Here is a 17,909-nt window from a genome sequence, read left to right on the forward strand (position 1 = left end):
GCGGCCGCTGCACACAATTTTTGTGGCAGGAAGCAGCTAGGAATCGGGAGTTTTCCATGAAGGCCGTCTACGTAAGCAAGGCCGGCGGGCCCGAGGTGCTCGAAGTGCGCGAGGTTCCGGCTCCGGTTCCGGGCCCGGGCGAGGTGCTGATCGACGTCGTCGCCGCGGGACTCAACCGTGCCGACGTCCAGCAGCGCAGGGGCTTCTACCCGCCGCCGCCCGGCGCCTCAGAGATCCTGGGCCTGGAAGTTTCCGGCCGGATAGCCGGCTTCGGCCCGGACGTGTCCAAGCCGTTTTCCGTGGGGGAGAAGGTTGTGGCGCTGCTTGCGGGCGGCGGCTACGCGCAGCAGGTGGCGGTCCCCGCCGAACAGGTGCTGAGGATTCCCGACGGCGTGGACCTGGTCACCGCCGCTTCCCTCCCCGAAGTGGCGGCCACCGTTTACTCGAACCTGATTATGACGGCGCAGCTCCACCCGGGCGAGACCGTGCTGATCCACGGTGCCACAGGCGGCATCGGCACCATGGCCATCCAGCTTGCCAAGGCCTTCGGCGCCAAGGTTGCCACCACCGCCGGCACCGCCGAGAAGGTGGGTACCGCCAAGGCCTTCCTGGGCGCAGACATCGCGATCAACTACACCGAGGAGGATTTTCCCGAATCCCTCCGGGCACAAAACGGCGGCCGTGGCGCCGACGTCATCCTTGATGTCGTGGGTGCCAAGTACCTCCAGCAGAACGTTGACGCGCTGGCGGACTACGGCCGGCTCATCGTGATCGGGCTCCAGGGCGGCACCAAGGCGGAACTTGACCTCGGGAAGCTCCTCAGCAAGCGGGCCGCGATCATCGGCACCGCACTTCGCCCGCGTCCGGTGGCCGAGAAGGGCGTGATCATGAACGCGGTGCGGGAATCCGTGTGGCCGCTCCTGACCGACGGGCGCATCCGGCCTCTGGTGGCCAAGTCCTTCCCTTTGGACCAGGTGAGTGCAGCCCACGAGTACTTCGACTCCGGCGACCACGTGGGGAAGGTCCTCCTGGTCATGTAGCGGGACCGGTTGTAGCGGAACCCGCCCCGAATGAATACCCAGTATTGCTCCCGGCGCTAAATCACGCTACTGTAATTCCATACGCGGTATGCACGCGTCTTGGGGGCGCGTGTATGCCGTCGTCTTTGCGACATCAGGGGGCAGCATGTCCATTCGTCATAGTCTCCTCGCCCTGCTCCAGGACAAATCCCGTTACGGGTACCAGTTGAGGGTCGAGTTCGAGGACCGCACCGGCTCCGCCTGGCCGCTGAACATTGGGCAGGTTTACACCACCCTGGACCGGTTGGAGCGGGACGGGCTGGTCAGGAACGATGGCGGCGACGGCGAAGGCCACGTTATCTACAGCATCACGGACGCGGGCCGGAGCGAAGTCGTTGGATGGTTCCAGGCTCCGGTAGGCCGCGGCAACCCTCCCCGGAACGAACTTGCCATCAAGCTCGCCCTCGCCGTGACGATCCCCGGTGTGGATGTCGCTGCCGTCATCCAGGCACAGCGAGTCGCATCAGTGAAGGCCCTGCAGGACTACACCAAGTCCCGTCGTGACACTTCTGCCAACCAGCGCAGGGCGGATACCGCATGGCTGCTGGTGCTTGATTCGCTGATCTTCCAGACCGAAGCCGAGGTCCGGTGGCTGGACCTCTGCGAAGCACGGATGGCCCAACTGGACAGCCCTGCCCCCTAGCCCCGCCAACCACGGCGAAGACGAACGGCGCCGAATTCCTGCCGCTTAACGCTGCCCTCCGACCGCTCGGCGAGGGACGCATGGCCACGTCCCAAAACCAATATCCCGGTCCCAGGCGCCCTGCTATGGTGCCATGGGGCAGATCACTCTTAAGCTGGGGTTCTCGAGGAGGAGACATGGGCAAAATGCCAGATGGCAAGGCACGGACAGCACTGGACGACGACGTGCTGGTACCGGATCCAAAACTTCCGCCAACGTCGGTGGACGAGGTGGCACTGGAGGCCGAAGAGCGCAAGTGGACACCGACGAAAATCGCGATCTGGGCCGCCATCGCGCTGCTCGGCGGTGTCGCCTGGTTCATGCTGGCCATTGTCAGAGGGGAAACAGTCAACGCGATCTGGTTCGTGTTTGCCTCCGTCTGTACGTACCTGATCGGCTACCGCTTCTACTCCAAGGTGATCGAACGCTACATCACCAGGCCGAACGACCGCCGTGCCACTCCCGCTGAGTACAAGGCGGACGGCAAGGACTACGTCCGCACCGACCGCAACGTCCTGTTCGGCCACCACTTCGCGGCAATCGCCGGGGCCGGACCGCTGGTGGGCCCGGTCATTGCGGCCCAGATGGGCTACCTGCCCGGCACTATCTGGATCATCATCGGCGTCGTGCTGGCCGGAGCGGTCCAGGACTACCTCGTCCTGTTCTTCTCGATGCGGCGCGGCGGCCGCTCGCTGGGCCAGATGGCCCGCGAGGAGCTCGGCGTCATCGGCGGCACCGCCGCCCTGGTAGCCACCCTGCTCATCATGGTGATCATCGTGGCCATCCTCGCCCTCGTCGTCGTGAACGCCCTGGCCGAAAGCCCCTGGGGCGTCTTCTCCGTAGGTATGACCATCCCCATCGCGCTGTTCATGGGCGTGTATCTCCGCTTCCTCCGGCCCGGCAAGGTCCTGGAGGTCTCCCTGATCGGTTTCGTCCTGCTGATGGCCGCGATCATCGGCGGCGGCGCCGTGGCCGGCACCGAGTGGGGTGCGGCATTCTTCCACCTGGACAAGGTCACCATTGCCTGGGGCCTCATCGTGTACGGCTTCATCGCCGCGATCCTGCCCGTGTGGCTGCTCCTGGCACCCCGGGACTACCTTTCCACGTTCATGAAGATCGGCGTCATCGTTATGCTGGCCCTGGCCATCATTGTGGTGCGGCCTGAGATCACGGTTCCCGCCTTCAGCGAATTTGCCAGCCGCGAGAACGGGCCTGTGTTCCCGGGGGCCCTCTTCCCGTTCCTCTTCGTCACCATTGCCTGCGGCGCGCTATCCGGGTTCCATGCCCTGATCTCCTCCGGCACCACGCCGAAGCTGATCGAAAAGGAACGCCAGACCCGCCTGATCGGCTACGGCGGCATGCTGATGGAATCCTTCGTGGCCATCATGGCCCTCGTGGCAGCCATCTCCATCGACCGCGGGCTGTACTTCGCCATGAACTCCCCGGCCGCCCTGACCGGAGGCACGGTGGAAACCGCCGCCACCTGGGTCAACAGCCTGGGGCTTGCCGGCGTCAACATCACGCCCGATCTGCTCTCCGAGACGGCCGCCAACGTCGGCGAGCAAAGCATTGTCTCCCGCACCGGCGGTGCCCCCACCCTGGCAGTGGGGCTCGCCCACATCATGCAGCAGTTCATCGGCGGCACGGCCATGATGGCCTTCTGGTACCACTTCGCCATCATGTTCGAGGCGCTGTTCATCCTGACCGCCGTGGATGCCGGGACCCGCGTGGCCCGCTTTATGCTGCAGGACTCCATCGGCAACTTCATCCCCAAGTTCAAGGAACACTCCTGGCGGCCGGGAGCCTGGCTGTGCACGGCGGTCATGGTCGGGGCCTGGGGCGCCGTGCTCCTGATGGGTGTTACGGACCCGCTGGGCGGCATCAATACGCTGTTCCCGCTGTTCGGTATCGCCAACCAGCTGCTCGCTGCCATCGCACTGTCCGTCTGCCTGGCCATCGCAGCCAAGCGGGGCTCATTGAAGTACCTCTGGATTGTGGCCCTGCCGCTGGCGTTCGCTGCCGTTGTGACCATCACGGCGAGCTTCCAAAAGATCTTCTCGCCCGTCCCGGCCGTGGGCTACTTCGCCAACAATGCGGCCTTCTCCAAGGCCTTGGCGGACGGCAAGACGGAATTCGGAACCGCCAAGACCGTCGCTGCCATGGAGGCCGTGGTCCGCAACACCATGATCCAGGGCTGGCTGTCGGTGATCTTCGTGGTGCTGAGCATCATCGTCATCATCACGGGCGTGATCGCCACGGCGAAGGCCTTCCGCAACGAGGCCGCCGGCGTTGGTCATGATGACCACGAGGACCCGGCCGTGCCGTCCCGGGGCTACGCTCCGGCGGGATTGATTCCCACGGCGGCAGAGCGGGAACTCATGGCCGAGTGGAACAAGCTTCCCGCCGAGCTGCGGCTCGAAACGCCCGGGCACCACTGATGCGGACCCGGTCATGAGCGCCATACTCGAGGGGTTCCGCGGCTTCGCCCGGTACTTCGGCAGTGTGATGGGTGCGGACGCCTATAGGAAGTACCTGGAGCACCACACGGCCTCAGGGCATGAGGGTGCGCCCATGAGCGAGCGCGAGTTCTGGCGGGACCACACGGACCGCCAGGACAGCAATCCCCAGGGCCGCTGCTGCTGACCGGCCTTTGCTGCTGAGCTGCCGCTCCTGCTGAAAACAACTCCGCAGCCCGAGGGCGCCGCCGGATCCTTAAGGGGCCGACGGCGCCCTCGGCCTTTCCCGGGCGCCGCCAGTCCCGTCCGGGTCAACTGCGTTCATTGACTGGCACCTGTGCTGGTTGCTCGTGAGAGTATGAAGCCATGAGCGATCCGAACGACACTCAGCCTGCGGTTGACGCCCCTGTAGAGGGCACCACTCTCGACGACGCGGCTCTTTCCGCCCCCGCGCCGAACCCTGATGCCGGGCCCCGGCCCAAGGGCAGTAACCTCCAGGACCTGGTGGACGAGCCCGCCAAGGTGATGCGGATCGGCACGATGATCAAGCAGCTGCTGGATGAGGTGAAGTCGGCACCGCTCGACGACGCCGCGCGCGGGCGGCTGGCGGCAATCCACGAACGCTCCATCAAGGAACTGGAAGAAGGGCTGGCACCGGAACTCGTTGAAGAGCTGGAACGGATCAGCCTGCCGTTTCCCGAACAGGCCACACCGTCCGACGCGGAACTCCGCATCGCCCAGGCCCAGCTGGTCGGTTGGCTGGAAGGGCTGTTCCACGGCATTCAGACCGCCATCGCCGCCCAGCATGCAGCCCGCGAACACGCCATGGCACAGCGGCAGCTGCGCCAGCTGCCTCCCGGGACGGTGATCGCCCCCGGCGTCGTGATCGGCGAGGACGGTACGCCGGAGCGGGCCCGGGCCGCGCACCCCGGCGCCGAGAAGGCCGGCACAACGGATGATCCGGACCATGGTCCCGGCCAATACCTTTAGGGTCCCGGTGGCATTTTTTGCAGCTGCCCGCCAGGGGCGGAAGGACGACGCCGAGCTCGGCAAGGGTCTGTGGCGGCGCGCCCATGACCGTTTCCACCGCGGGCTTGACCGGTACCACCAGGTCCTGGAGGGTGTGGAGGATGACCAGCTGTATGCCGAGCTGGTGGAAATCGCCAACGAACTCGCCGCCCTCTCCGTCCGGGTCCGGGAGGTTTGTGTCGAAGCGCAGCGGCGTTCACCCAGCGACGGTCTGGATATCCCGGGAGCACTGGCAGGCGTCCACCGGTCGCTGTCCAAGGCCGGCAACTCCCTCGCCACCACGGCGGAGGCGGCGGCGATGCTGCGCCTCGCCGTCGGGCCCGTGCCGGTCGGGGCTGCCTCGGTGCGCCGCCGTGCGGAATCGGTTTTTGAACAGATCGCCGACGCCGAACGCCGCCTTGCTGAACAGCCGCAGGATTCGTAGCGGGCTGGGAGCCTCTGGCGGCAGCCCGGGAGGCCGGGCCGCTATTCCCGGTTAAGCGCCTAGCTTAGCCGGCCGGTTTCGCTGGCCGGGCGGTGCACGTCCTTGGCACGATGAACGAATGACTCTTTCTCCTGAACTGACTTTCAACGACGGCAACACCATTCCCCAGCTCGGCTACGGGGTGTGGCAGGTTGAGGACGACGTGGCGGAAAAGGTAGTGGTCCAGGCCTTCGAGGCCGGAGTCCGCCACATCGACACCGCCAAGATCTATGGCAACGAAGCAGGGGTGGGCCGCGCCATTGAACGCTCCGGGCTCACGCCGGAGGACATTTTCATCACCACCAAGCTGTGGAATGCGGACCAGGGCTACGAGTCCACCCTTGCCGCCTTCGAGGCATCCATGGACCGGTTGGGCCTCGAAACCCTGGACCTGTACCTGATCCACTGGCAGCAGCCGCAGCAGGACAAGTACGTGGACACCTGGAAGGCGCTGATCGAGCTGCAGAAGCGCGGCCGGGTCAAGTCCATCGGTGTCTCCAACTTCACCACTGAGGGACTGCAGCGGATCATCGACGAAACCGGTGTTGTCCCGGTTATCAACCAGGTGGAGCTGCACCCGTTCTTCAACCAGGCGGAACTGCGCGAATTCAATGCGTCCAAGGGCATCCTCACCCAGGCGTGGTCACCGCTGGGCCAGGGCGGCGAGCTCCTCGAGCACCCTGCCATCGCAGAGATCGCAGCCAAGCACAAGGCCACGCCGGCACAGGTGGTCATTGCCTGGCACCTGGCCATCGGCAATGTGGTGATTCCGAAGTCCGTCACGGAGTCCCGGATCCGCGAAAACCACGCGGCCCTCGACGTCACATTGGACAGCGCCGACATCGAGACGATCAACGGGCTGGACCGGACTGCTGAGGGAGCCGGCCGCATCGGCCCGGACCCGGCCGTCTCCGACTTCGCCTAGGCGGACACAAGGGCCTGGAGGTTTAGCGCCGAAGCGGCTATCACGGGACGCCCCGCACTTACGCAGTGCGGGGCGTCCCGCGTTTTCTCAGGCTGCCAGGCGGCGCTGCTGAGCAGGCACGGCGTCGATGACAGCCCACCCCTGCTCGTCGGAAACGTTGCGGCCGGCGAAACGCTCCGCTTCGGCCAGGGTGTCGAACACCTCTGACCGGATCAGGCCGCAGTCGGCATCAAAGTAGGTGACGTGGAATTCCCGGTGCCCAGTGGCGTCGCCGCCGTGGTTAGCCCGAGCGGAGGCCTTTGTGTTGCTGAGGTTCGTATCCATGAATCCAGTGTGCAACCGACCCCTGACAGTAAAGGCCACTCAGTCCGGCGTGTTGCGAAGCCGGAGCACCCTTTCACGGGCGAGCACTTCCGCGCGCCGGCCTTTCTCCGCGGCGCGGGAAGCCAGCTGCATCTGGGCTGCCGCCGTCTCCCGCCGTTTCCTGGCCTGGTCGAACTGGACGTCAACAACCCTGAGCCGTTCGCGAAGGCTGCGTGCTTCTTCCCCGAGCCGGGTCACGTCCGCTTCCGCCTCTTCGAATTCCTCCGTGCGGAGTCGGGCTTCCTCCGCTGCTGAGCCAGCCGTTTCTTCCGCTTCGGCCAGCCGTGCCGCGGCGCGCTCCACAGCCGACGGCGTCGGGGCCGGCCGCTCCGTCCTGACGGCCTGCAGGCGCGGTTTCTCAGCGGAAGTTCCGGCGGGCGCACCGTCCGCACGGGTGCCGGCCTTAGCGGCGCGCCGTGGAGGCTTCCCGGGCGCCTGTGCGGGCTGTTTCGCCTCGAGTGCCTGCCCCGTGTCCGGCGCCTGCCCCGTCTCCGGTGCCGGGACCGCCGGGAGGGTCAGGACGGAGGGGACCGCCACAGCGTCGCGTAGGTCCACGCGATCCACGCCGTCCGCCGAGAGTACCCGGAGCAGCCTGCCGCTCCGCACGGCGGTGGCCGCACCCTCGTCCACGGTGGCGGCCCGCAACGTTTGTTCCACTTCGGTGGCCACCGCACCGCTGAGCTTGCGGCCGTGCTCTTCCGCCACCGTACGTGCCGTGTCCATGACCCTGTTCAGTAACTGCCGCCGTTCCTGTGCGAGCGAGCGGAGGGCGCCGGCGTCGAGGTCATCCTGGGCGCTGCGCATCAATGCTCCAAGCTCTGCGAGTTCCTTGAGCGGGCCAGGACGGTGCACCGCGAGCATGTTGACGGCCCAAGCCGCCGCAGAGGGCTTGGGCAGGGCACGGACATCGTCGGCCGGGGCGCGGCCGCAATCCGCCGCGGCAGCCTTTGCGGCTGTTGTCCGTGCGGTCACGAACTCCTCCAGCGGCAGCCTGTAGAGCGCGGCGGCGATGTCCGCCAGTTGTTGCTCATCCATGCGAGCATCATATGGTCCGCGGCCGCTTCCGCGCCTTCGAGTGGGCTGCACGACTGCGGCGGCGCCTCCGGTGACCAGTGGATAAGATCGCAGAGTGACGAACTCACCGAGTGATGAACGCTACGTCGTCCGCCCGTGGTGGAGGCGGCGGGAGCTGCATTGGGCGGCGTTAGTCGGTGCTTCCATCGTCCTGACGGGCATATCTTTGGAGCGGACGATGCTGTCCGTCTACGAGCCAGTACCGGAGTTTGTGGAGCGATTGCGCGTCGGCAGGCTGTTCATGCTCGCCGGATCGGCCGCATCCATTGCGGCGGCCGTCTGGTCCCAGGTCCGGCAGTATCCGCTCTGGGTCACGATCGGCGTTGCCGCGCCGGTTGCCTTGGTGGGCCTGGCCACGATGGTCACAACTCCACCATCGCTGATGCCGCAGGTCCTTGGTTTGTTCGCCTTACCGGCGGCCCTGGCGGGGCTCACCGGAGGTGTGTCTTTCCATAACAACCGGAAGTGGTCCGGTGACGGGCCATAGGTTCCACGGTCCTCCAGGCGCTGCAGCAGTCCGCACCGCTCCTATCGGCTGCCGAACGCCTGGAAGGTCCAGCCAATGACAGCTGCGGAGATGATCAACGGCGGGGCCACCAGGAAGACGGTGCTGAACTTGTTCACCCGGTGGCCTTTTCCGCGAAGGCTGCTGAGCCACAGGATCCCGTACACGATGTTGGCGATGGCGTAGGGAATCGCCGTGATCATGATCCAGATCCACAGGAAGAGCAGAGTCCACGCCTTTTGCGCCGTGCCGCCCATTCCTGGCTCCACAGGAACCATGAGGGCAAACAGAAACACGGCGACGCCGATCATCCCCAGTGCGTGGCAGACCAACAGCGTGGTGCGGAACCCCTTCGCCCACTGCGGAAGCTCGGTCCCGTGAGTGACCATCGGCGGTGTTGGTGTTGGATAGTACGGCGGCAGTGACATTAGGTTCCCATCCAAGACATCGGGCTCGCGGAGGTTCACGGTGGCGCCGGGGTCAGGTGGACCGGAGCGGACAGGGCGACGCCGGTCGAACCGGGCAATTCAAGGCTGGGGAACGCCTGGTTGGCAAGGTTCACACCGCGTCGTGGGCACCTGCATCAAACCAGCGAAAAACCCCGCACCATCGTCGAAATCAACGACAATACGGGGTTTATCCCGAGCTTCCTATCAGAATCGAACTGATGACCTTTTCATTACGAGTGAATGCGATTCTGCATACGTGACATGGAGTCTGCGCCACTTTGGTGACGAAAAAGTGACGGCTTACTCCCAGCCCAACCGTGCAAGGGCAGCGTTTAGACGTCCTGCACTGTCATGAAGATCGTGATCAAAAAGGCCGGCATAAGTATCCAGCGTCATGGTGGCGCTGGCATGCCCGGCAATGCGCTGAACGACTTTGACGTTGGCCCCGGAGCTGATGGCAAGACTCACGGCGGTATGCCGGAGGTCGTGGAACGTTGGCCGTGGAAAATTTGATACCGCGGCCTGTAGCTCTGCGATAGCGGGGGAGTAGTGGCGGCGGGTCCAGGTGCTGTTCCGCAGCACGGATCCCCGTGCCCCGCCGAATACCCGGGCGCTCGCGCTCGAACTGCCCGAGCTTCCCTTAAGGCGTTGGGCTACCAATGTAGGCAGCGGCACGACCCTGCTCTCGCCACCCTTCGTTGGGCCAAGAACGAGCTGTCCACCGACGTCGGAGTATGCCTTGCTGACCGCCATGGCAGGTTTGTCGCCCAGGTCGAGATCTTCATACGTCAGCGCAGTGATCTCGCCCCAGCGCAGACCGCAGGTTCCGGCAACCATTACGAAAAGTTCGAAGTCGCCGCAGGCCTTGGCGAGCGCGGTAAGCTGCGGCATTGTCAGATATACGTGCTCGCGTTGCTTCACGCGAGCGGGAACGTAGTCAGTCTGGCCAAGCGGATCCTTGGCGGGATTGGTTGCTAGCAGCCGCCTCTTGACGGCATGTCCCATCAACCTGCCGAAGTACAAAGCAACCTCGCGCCGGGTGGTCACCCCCGCCGGCTGGCCGTCGCGGCCCTTCAGCGTGACAATCCAGGCGGCGACGTCGTCGTATCTGACCTTGCCGATGGGTGTCTGTCCCCACCGGGGAGCCACGTAGTTCTCGTAGCAACGCCTGTAATTATCCGCGGTCTTCGGACTGGCCGGTTTCCGGCCGTTAGCACCCATGGACGTGATCCTCGCGATCCACTCTTCATAGAGCTTGGCGACAGTCAGCTTTGTAGCTGCACGGGGATCAATGTAGGTTCCGCCTTGAACCGAACGAACAGTGGTGTGCCAGAAGTCTTCAGCCTCCCGCTTCGTGGCGAATCGCTTGCGACGGCGATTGCTGTCGGCCGTTGTCCAGTCGACCTGCCACCGCTTGGTTCCGCTGGAGAGCTTGTTAATGGCCATCGGGCTCGTCCTTCCGCGCGCGCATGCTTGACCAAATTTCGTCCTTCATGCTCAAAAAACCCGGAGCTATCCGGGCCTGGCGTCCCTTGCCTTCCAGGATTCCCTTGGCTCTGGCGCGCCGCAGCCGCGCGGACCAAGTGTCGATGCTTTCACCGCTCCATTCCGCAAGCCTCTTGATGGGTTCGACGGACACTTCCCCCAGAGCTACGTAAGCCGCGGCAATGTGTGTGTAATCGCGCTCGGTTTCCACCCGGGTGGGAAACGGCGTGATGTCGCGGCGGATGTCAGTCACTGAAAGCTGTTCGTGGTGCTCGCGCATGAGGGCGCGCGCGTGAGCCATCGGTATGGACCGGAGCAGGGCTGTGGTGATGCCCTCCAACGAACCCTCGGTTGGAGCTTCGTTCGTCCCGTGTTCGAACACATCAAATTCAATGCTCAGTTTATTGGGTTCGCGGAAATGACCCATTGGGTGGCCAACGTCCCAGCCAATACTTACGGCGAATCCATTGACGAGGTATCGCGCCCACAGCGCGGTCACGTCCGCCTCGCCATCCACATATTCCTCTATGGCTGGGCCCTCTTTGGGGCCGCGGTACTCAACGTTGGGGGCAAGATCGGGAAGCTGCACTGCGGTCATGGGAGAAACAGTAACACAATAAGCCTGCCAACATAAAGGTGCTTGACACGTGACGGTTGCCAGCTATGCTGTATCTATTGCCAACACAGAATGCTTGGCAAGATAACCGTGTTTTTATTCAAAAGGAGTCCCTTGGACAACAACCACCACGGAAGCTTGCAGCGTCTGGATAGCGTCACGTCCCCGTATCTCACGAGGCGGCAGACGGCCGCGTATCTGAATGTCTCCGAAAAGTGGCTGGCTCAGTCCGGCCGGGCCATCGGGCCCCGCTTCCACAAGTTTGGATCGCAATGTCGCTACCTCCGCGACGACGTCATCAGCTGGGCGCGCCAGCAGCGCGCTACTTCGTGATCGCTTCAGGCGGCCGCCTCGGCGGGGCGCCCCGCACCCGCTCCCGGTAAGGCGACCTCTCGATCAGTTGGGGAACCCCCATGGCCGTGTGGCCTTCGATTCCATCTCCCGCCGAATGCCTGTCGGCGTCAACAAATAAGGAAAACATGTACACATGCAGGACAACGCGCGAACTGCGCGGCCGGCGCGAATTGCTCGCGCAGGGCAGGGTGATCGCCCCTCTGGGCAACCACTTTGACCCGCGGCACCTCTCCAACCCTGTAGGGGTTGATGCTCTGTGACCACCGCAACAAACACATACCGGGACAACTGGCTGCAGGCCGTTACCGATGAGATGGCACTGAGCACTGGGACTTGCCTGGTGGCAACTGCCATTGCAGACTCCCTTGGTCTGGGGCGCGTAGCACCCACCAACTGGCAGAAGTTGAACGCCTCGCTCGGACGCGACAGGAGGAGTCCGGCGGTACTCGCCAGCATTTCGGAACTTCAGTGTGCCGGTTATCTGGAGCGCTGCCTGGGCACTGGATGGGCCCACACCGAAGGGTGGCGGCTCACGCTTCCGGGAGAGGGGCAGTGATGGTTTCCGTTCCCGGGGTGCCCTGCCGGCCGTTGCAGTACTTGACGGCCGTTGCCAGATCTGATCTTTCCTCCGGTACTAAGGCCACCTGCTGGGCGCTTGCAAGCTTCGTGAACACCAAGACGGGCGAGGCATTCCCTTCCGTGGCGACACTCGCCAAAGCCGTCGGATTGTCTAGCCCAACGGTTTCTCAGCATACTAAGCGTGCTGAGGCGGCGGGCTACCTGCACAAGCACGTCCGCCGCAACAACTCGATTCTCTACACGATTACCATCCCGATCACGGACGACATGATCACCAATCTGGACGCCGGAACGTCTTCGGGCGTGCCGACTCCGGGGGAGGGTTACGCAGGGGTGGACGAGCAGAGCAACCCTTTGGGGCAGTAGGTCTCCTGCCTCAAATGCCGCGGTAGCTACCTTGACATAAGGCGGCCTGCTGGGCGTGAAAATCCGGGTGGGGTACCCATGCTCAGTCGTGGTACCCCTACCTTGGAATTCCCTCGGTGGGCACCCCGAGAAACCCGTTCCCTAACTACCTCATCGATAACTACCTCAGGTAGAACGACCCCAAGGGAGTTCTACCTTAATTGGAACTACTTCAATGACAACCACCTCAACGGCGACTATGCCTGGACCAACGCAGGAGGTTCGACGAGGTCGGCCCCTGCCTTGAGGGCAGGGCCAACGGTGTATCGGTGATGGTCTCCTGCCTTGAGGGCAGGGCAGTTACCCACCAGCCCGCCACTGAACCATCGATTCGGCTGTCAAGGCAAGCGGAGCGCCGCGAAGCCCGAAGGGCGGAGCAAGCTCCGCGTAACGCAACGAGTTTTTCTTCGCTTGCACATGTCCTCGGCAACAACCCCACACGAAACCCGAAAGGAAAAGCATGATCAACGACCGGTCCCGGCCCGTCAAGGAAAAACCCGAGAGCCTCCGGCAGGCCAGAACATTTGATCTCAATAAGCGGCACTACGTGAGGCTGGGCCTCTGCTACCCCTGCGCTGCCCAGGCGGCATGGGGCCACCAGTGGGGCTTCTCCCATTCCAAGCCGCCCTGTCAGGAGTGCCAGCCTCTTGTCGCCGATTTCCCCGTCAGGAAAGCAAATGGATGGCGTTCCTTGAGTCGGCGCCACGGGGCCCAGTTCTCTCCGAGACTCCGCCGCGGGAGGAGCTAGGAGCGGCCGCAGGAGCCGAAATTCTGACAACGCTAAGTTGCTGAGCTCTAGCAGGAGCCCCGGCACCTGAAAACGTCATTGAAATCGCTCACACACCTTCCCGATCAGCGGACTTGGTTGCCGACATGTCCGAGAATCCCGAGGCCGCGCCCGTACGCTAATCGCCTGCTGAGCAAGGACCTGCAAGACCGGCATCGGCCTAGAAGAAGTGATCACGGATCGGCCCGCGTCAGGCGATCGGTGTACCGCTCCGCATGGTCGTCAGCCCATGCACGAGTTTCCCGGAGTTGCGCAAGCATATTGTCGCGCATCTCTGGGTTCGCGTGATGCCAATGCGCGAGAGCAACGGTCAGGGTTGTGGTGACAGACGTCAGGGTAGCCAAGGGAACCTTCTCTGCAATTGGGTCCCGCCACTCGATGGTGGCTTGCTTCGTCAAGTTCCAAATCAGGTATGTCCAATACGAGAGTTCGTCCATCAGACGCGGCGAATCGGAATCAAAGCTCATCCGGACACGAGCCGACTCCATCTGGACAAATGCATCCTCGATGTCTCCATCTCGTCTAAACGTGTTTGCACAAGTTTCCACCGCGGCTACGAGATCGCCGGTGGCGGCAAAGTAGCGCGCTTTGGAAGCCTCGGCGCGCTGCTCATCGAGCTGTCGGCGCATCGCCCGTTCCTGGGCTTCGAGTTGTTCGCCAGCCAAGTGCGCAGCCTGCCGACGAGCGATTTCAGCCAGCTTCGATTGGTGCCGGTTGCTCCAGTACAGGACGAGGACAGCAACCAACCCAGACCCTGCAGCCGCAAATGCTCCGCTCCATAGCTGCAGCAGCCATATCTCATCACTGTTCATGCCCGCACTATATCGACCTGTGTCGCACGTGAGGATCTGAAACGATTCAAACCCGTACGCTACACCAGGCGCTATGACGGCCGGGCGGGCAATCAGATCCAAGGGGGGTTACCCCCACCCCTTTCAGCCCCCTGCGCGTCAGCAGCCCCTCCCAAATGCAGACGGCGAGAACGGCGGCGAGTCCGCCGCCGCAGCACCGCCGATGGTGTTGATAACAACAAATATCACGATGATCGCCTTCAGCGTGTCCAGCAGCATCCAGGCTGTAGCTGTAGCTGTGCCGAGCGCCTGGGGCGCATAATCGAAACCAACTTGCGACAACAGGAATGGGCCAGGTGATCGCGTGCGTGGCCCCATGATTGATCACGCCATAACCGCACTCGGCGTCCTCTACTGGACAGTGATGGCGGCGTGGTTGGTAGTCCTCGCCACTGAAAGTGACAGCCTCACCGGCTGGGGCGGTGCTGGTTTCGCGGGAACGGCCTTCGTGGCGGTCTGCGGCTGGCATCTACTCCGATACAAGCGGAGAAAGCAGCAGACCAAGGACGACGCGGGCGTCGAGTCTTGAAATGATTGCTCCACCGAGCTGTGTGTTTACCGCAATCGGCTGGTGGTGTCGCGTGCGTGCTGAAAGGAAGCGCGATCATCGCCCGACCCTGTATGTATGCAAAGCCTCAGCGCAGTAAGTTCCTTCGCAAGGGCTAGCTGGTCCTTGACGAGTCGCGCCAAGCCACTCCTTGTTCCCGCACTCTTGGACGACACCTTGGTCCCTGCTGGGAGGCCCTGTGCGGCGAATTCCTGACGACGCCGCGTTGCCCGTGGCCCGGGTGCCGCGCCCGTTCCCACGGCGTCATTTTTTCTGTCCGTGGAGGCGTTACCTCGGGCTGGGTGACGCTCCCCTTAGGGTGCACGGGGTTCAACAGTTGCAACCGCATTGGAGAGCAGCGATACGGGTTTGCACGGTGCGGAGGTGAAACCACCGGAAGCCTTCCGGATGCGCAAGATGCGGAGGTGAACGCATCACCAGCCTTGCGCGTGGGCAACATCGCTATCGCTGCAACTATCGTGCGGAAGACGATGGATCAGAGAGACAAGCTGTTCTTCGACAAGATGCTCAACGGCTAAGCCAGGGAGGTACATTCAAACGAGTCGCGCATTGCCCCACGTCCTTGGGGTCATGTGGCACTCGAGGCGGCACGCCGTTGGAAATTCGTGCTGAACGGACCCGCCCGTCAGACGCGGAGGGGTGTTCAGCGAACGGGGGCTCTCATGTGCAAGATGCAAGGGCGCGTTCTTGCGTGCATAACAAGAGGCGCAAGTGAATCAGTGGGGCGTCTGCACGACAGACGCAGGTGACGGCCGAAGGTACGGCGCCAGATATAACGGCCCAAAACCGGTCGCAGTACTGGAAGGGAAACCGAGACTATGACAACGAGATGTATCCCGCGCTTACGAGAAACTTCGAGCCTGGATACAGGGCGGCACAAGCCGCTCCAAGCTCCAGTTCATCGAAGTAAATGCCAAAACGCCTGCAACAAACCGACGCGATCCAGCAGACCACAACAGGCAGCAGCGACCGGGACCCGACCGCTGCTGAAGCTGTAAGTAGTACAACGTGTTCATCATTGAGGGGCACACCCCCTTGGAGGCCCTGTGCGACGTATTCTTGACGACGCCGTGCCGCAGACGGGCCGGAAGCCGGGCCAGATTCCACGGTGTCAATTTTCCTGTCTATAGCAGCTTGGACCCGCTTTATGAGGCGCGCTGGCCCCTCGAGCCTTGAGCGTTCGCAACTTACCTTGCGACTGTCATTGCAGCAAGCAAGAGTCGCAGGTCGAGTTGGGTAGCCACCTGAAAGGCTGGTCCTACTTTTCAAGTAAGACTTTCACCACTGCCGCGTTCAGCAAAAGGTATTTGGCCCCGCGCATCATGAAGGTTGCGCTGTCTTGGAAGAGGCCAAGACCCCTATTGCAGTTCGGGCACAGCAGTCCACGAATGCAGTTACCGCATGAGGCTTCGCCAGGACAGCAGGCATGGTCATGATCTATGGCCAAGCGCCGGCTCGTCGTCAGCGGTCTGGGGCAGACCGCACACGTACCTTCCTGGAATGCCAGAAGGGCTTCGTAGCGGTCTAAGTCGATACCGTACTTCGCTTTCATTCGATTCGAGGCTTGGCAGCGCTGGCACAAGTAGTTGAGGCCGTCTGTGGCGGATGACTGCTTGCTGAAGTCTGATTCCGGCTTCCATTCGCGACACGATGTGCATAGCTTGTTGCCGAATGCGTCCCGGTCAAGCACGGATCTTCCCCGGTTGGATTTCCATTGAAGTGGCGCAAGAGTCTGATGGCTTTGTAGTTGCCGCCAGTGGTGGTGGCAGTAGCCCTCGCCACCGGGGGCATCGTTATACCGGCACCCTGGAAAGCTGCAGCGTGCTACCTCTCCCCGCTTCCGCACCTGCTTCAGCGGTGCCAGCTCGGTACCACGACAGCGTTGTGAATTGTGGCTTCCACACAGGCTGTGCGACTTGTTCTTCGAGGGACGGCCGCACAGGGCCCCATTGGACCCGGGTCCAATGCATGAGCTGTCTGGGGTGTTGACCTTTCGGATGGGCTTCAGGACTCCGTTCTTCTTCTGCCTGTCGTGAGGTGAACACAGAAGAGTGTCCCGGGCTTCCGCGGGGCGTCCACAGAGCTCCTCCCCGTCTCGCCCAGGGCCGTTGCATGTACCCGTAAGTGGGGGTAGGCGTGGCTCGATCGGGCTCATGTGGCCTCGCCGCTTCAGCTGTTCGCTGTGGGTCCTGCAGGTACCTGCATCCTGGCCGAGGGGGCGGCTTGATACACGTCGGCCGCAAAGGCCCCCGTCCCGCCCCGGACCGATGCATGTGGACTTTGACGTCCTGGTCCTCAGCGGCCGCAAATTGCCGTTCTTCTCTTGTTGCAATTTGTGGGAGCGACAAAGATCAGCGGTTTTGGTGCCGGTTGGTTTGCCGCAAAATTGTTCCCCCTGCCTGCCGGGGCCGACACAGCGGCGGGCTCCGAACGGGGCCTTCGGTTCAGGACCCGCCCCTGCCGGCCAACGCGCTCCACCCCCCGTGTTCCCCGATGCAGCTTCGCTGCTGCCCCTGCTAACGCTCATGAGTATGCGCCTCCTGCTCCCCGCTGTGCATGTATCACTAGTAGAGCAGACAAGACTGACATTATTGGTTGGCATTGATTCATGCCCACTCGCCCGCATCAGTCCTCCGAGGAGCAGACGCTCCGATGGGCGGAACGCCGGGTTATGGTCGGGGCGCGAATCCGGCAGCTCCGCTTGGAAGAGGGCCTCTCACAAGAGTCCCTGGCCTTGGAATCCGGCCTTAGCCGCAACATGATCATTGGGATCGAGTGGGGCAAAAAGAGCGTGGCGTACGAGCGACTTTGGGATATCGCTTCCGTTTTGGGGTGCAATGTAGCGGATTTGCTAGTAACGGCGGATCGGCCGGCTGTCAGCATTCCTTACCGCGGTGGGCGCCGGGCAATGCAAAGTACGGTCGACCGAGAGACAAGAAACTCTAGATCCGGCGAAGCTGGCTCCTAATCGCAAAGACTGGGCAGGCTAAGCAACCTTGGCGCAGTCCACATTTGAGGACGTGCCACCGTGATTCTGGCAGGCCCGAGACATAACAAGCACATATACCCCCGCTCCGATTTCTTACATCTACTATGTCGGATTACTGTGCAACTATCACTAGCACCGTTTATGGGGGAAACACTTGAAAACACTCATCGCTCCGCTCGGCCTTGTTGCCCTTGTTGCAACCGGCTGCTCGACACCAGCGGCCTCAACGCAGCCTTCAGTTCCATCCGTC

Annotated in this window: 19 protein-coding genes; 12 read left to right on the forward strand and 7 right to left on the reverse strand. The window is 63.1% G+C overall.

All coding sequences use genetic code 11. The features are described from left to right. Positions 1 to 56: 56 nt before the first annotated feature. The 7 genes from J7I79_RS08810 to J7I79_RS08840 all read left to right on the forward strand — a co-directional run bounded on the left by J7I79_RS08810 (position 57) and on the right by J7I79_RS08840 (position 6,634). Entirely contained in the window at positions 57 to 1,040 is a 984-nt protein-coding gene (locus J7I79_RS08810; RefSeq protein WP_214952343.1) for an NAD(P)H-quinone oxidoreductase, read from the forward strand. A 145-nt stretch (positions 1,041 to 1,185) separates the two neighbouring features. Continuing rightward, positions 1,186 to 1,722: a PadR family transcriptional regulator gene (locus J7I79_RS08815; RefSeq protein WP_214952345.1), complete on the forward strand. Its 537-nt coding sequence runs from the start codon at positions 1,186 to 1,188 to the stop codon at positions 1,720 to 1,722. 176 nt (positions 1,723 to 1,898) lie between these two features. Then, positions 1,899 to 4,199 carry a carbon starvation CstA family protein gene (locus J7I79_RS08820; protein WP_214952347.1) on the forward strand — a complete coding sequence of 767 codons (2,301 nt, stop codon included), beginning with the start codon at positions 1,899 to 1,901 and terminating at the stop codon, positions 4,197 to 4,199. A gap of 13 nt (positions 4,200 to 4,212) precedes the next feature. Then, positions 4,213 to 4,404 (forward strand): YbdD/YjiX family protein, encoded by a 192-nt coding sequence (locus tag J7I79_RS08825; protein ID WP_214952349.1) that lies wholly within the window; start codon positions 4,213 to 4,215, stop codon positions 4,402 to 4,404. A gap of 179 nt (positions 4,405 to 4,583) precedes the next feature. Next, positions 4,584 to 5,207, forward strand: a complete 624-nt coding sequence (locus J7I79_RS08830; RefSeq protein ID WP_214952350.1) for a bacterial proteasome activator family protein — start codon at positions 4,584 to 4,586, stop codon at positions 5,205 to 5,207. Positions 5,208 to 5,214: 7 nt separating this feature from the next. After that, a complete protein-coding gene (locus J7I79_RS08835; protein ID WP_214952352.1) occupies positions 5,215 to 5,670 on the forward strand; it encodes a hypothetical protein in 456 nt (151 codons plus the stop codon). A gap of 118 nt (positions 5,671 to 5,788) precedes the next feature. After that, a complete protein-coding gene (locus J7I79_RS08840; protein WP_214952354.1) occupies positions 5,789 to 6,634 on the forward strand; it encodes an aldo/keto reductase in 846 nt (281 codons plus the stop codon). A gap of 87 nt (positions 6,635 to 6,721) precedes the next feature. On the opposite strand, the gene J7I79_RS08845 is transcribed toward J7I79_RS08840, so the two are convergent. Together J7I79_RS08845 and J7I79_RS08850 are read right to left on the reverse strand one after the other, a co-directional pair. Beyond that, the gene (locus J7I79_RS08845) at positions 6,722 to 6,958 is read right to left on the reverse strand and encodes a hypothetical protein (protein ID WP_214952527.1); all 237 of its coding nucleotides are present in this window, start codon (positions 6,956 to 6,958) and stop codon (positions 6,722 to 6,724) included. Between the two features lie 39 nt (positions 6,959 to 6,997). Then, entirely contained in the window at positions 6,998 to 8,032 is a 1,035-nt protein-coding gene (locus J7I79_RS08850; protein ID WP_214952356.1) for a hypothetical protein, read from the reverse strand. A gap of 94 nt (positions 8,033 to 8,126) precedes the next feature. Here J7I79_RS08850 and J7I79_RS08855 point away from each other — a divergent pair, with 94 nt between their 5' ends. Further along, positions 8,127 to 8,558: a hypothetical protein gene (locus tag J7I79_RS08855; protein WP_214952358.1), complete on the forward strand. Its 432-nt coding sequence runs from the start codon at positions 8,127 to 8,129 to the stop codon at positions 8,556 to 8,558. 41 nt (positions 8,559 to 8,599) lie between these two features. Here J7I79_RS08855 and J7I79_RS08860 read toward each other — a convergent pair whose 3' ends face one another. From J7I79_RS08860 to J7I79_RS08870, 3 genes are all read right to left on the reverse strand, one after another. Beyond that, positions 8,600 to 8,965 carry a hypothetical protein gene (locus tag J7I79_RS08860; protein ID WP_214952360.1) on the reverse strand — a complete coding sequence of 122 codons (366 nt, stop codon included), beginning with the start codon at positions 8,963 to 8,965 and terminating at the stop codon, positions 8,600 to 8,602. Between the two features lie 360 nt (positions 8,966 to 9,325). Next, entirely contained in the window at positions 9,326 to 10,471 is a 1,146-nt protein-coding gene (locus J7I79_RS08865) for a site-specific integrase (RefSeq protein WP_214952363.1), read from the reverse strand. Beyond that, on the reverse strand, positions 10,461 to 11,108 hold the full coding sequence (locus J7I79_RS08870; protein ID WP_214952365.1) for a hypothetical protein: 648 nt from the start codon (positions 11,106 to 11,108) through the stop codon (positions 10,461 to 10,463). The genes J7I79_RS08865 and J7I79_RS08870 overlap by 11 nt, the downstream gene beginning before the upstream one ends. 497 nt (positions 11,109 to 11,605) lie before the next feature. Between J7I79_RS08870 and J7I79_RS24590 the strand changes: the two genes are divergently transcribed. Both J7I79_RS24590 and J7I79_RS08875 read left to right on the forward strand, forming a co-directional pair. Further along, a complete protein-coding gene (locus tag J7I79_RS24590) occupies positions 11,606 to 11,740 on the forward strand; it encodes a hypothetical protein (RefSeq protein ID WP_285291322.1) in 135 nt (44 codons plus the stop codon). A 295-nt stretch (positions 11,741 to 12,035) separates the two neighbouring features. Then, entirely contained in the window at positions 12,036 to 12,425 is a 390-nt protein-coding gene (locus J7I79_RS08875) for a helix-turn-helix domain-containing protein (protein ID WP_214952367.1), read from the forward strand. Positions 12,426 to 13,424: 999 nt separating this feature from the next. Here J7I79_RS08875 and J7I79_RS08880 read toward each other — a convergent pair. Continuing rightward, complete coding sequence (locus J7I79_RS08880; RefSeq protein WP_214952369.1) at positions 13,425 to 14,063, reverse strand: hypothetical protein; 639 nt, start codon at positions 14,061 to 14,063, stop codon at positions 13,425 to 13,427. A 355-nt stretch (positions 14,064 to 14,418) separates the two neighbouring features. On the opposite strand from J7I79_RS08880, the gene J7I79_RS08885 reads away from it, so the two are divergent. Then, positions 14,419 to 14,631, forward strand: coding sequence for a hypothetical protein (locus tag J7I79_RS08885; protein ID WP_214952371.1), 213 nt, complete (start codon positions 14,419 to 14,421; stop codon positions 14,629 to 14,631). A 1,297-nt stretch (positions 14,632 to 15,928) separates the two neighbouring features. On the opposite strand, the gene J7I79_RS24930 is transcribed toward J7I79_RS08885, so the two are convergent. Next, on the reverse strand, positions 15,929 to 17,296 hold the full coding sequence (locus J7I79_RS24930; RefSeq protein ID WP_396020180.1) for an endonuclease VII domain-containing protein: 1,368 nt from the start codon (positions 17,294 to 17,296) through the stop codon (positions 15,929 to 15,931). Positions 17,297 to 17,341: 45 nt separating this feature from the next. On the opposite strand from J7I79_RS24930, the gene J7I79_RS24935 reads away from it, so the two are divergent. Continuing rightward, positions 17,342 to 17,638, forward strand: coding sequence for a helix-turn-helix domain-containing protein (locus J7I79_RS24935; protein ID WP_396020181.1), 297 nt, complete (start codon positions 17,342 to 17,344; stop codon positions 17,636 to 17,638). Positions 17,639 to 17,909: the final 271 nt, after the last annotated feature.

Origin of the sequence: Arthrobacter sp. ISL-69 (assembly GCF_018613775.1) — a bacterium.
Taxonomy (GTDB): Bacteria; Actinomycetota; Actinomycetes; order Actinomycetales; family Micrococcaceae; genus Arthrobacter.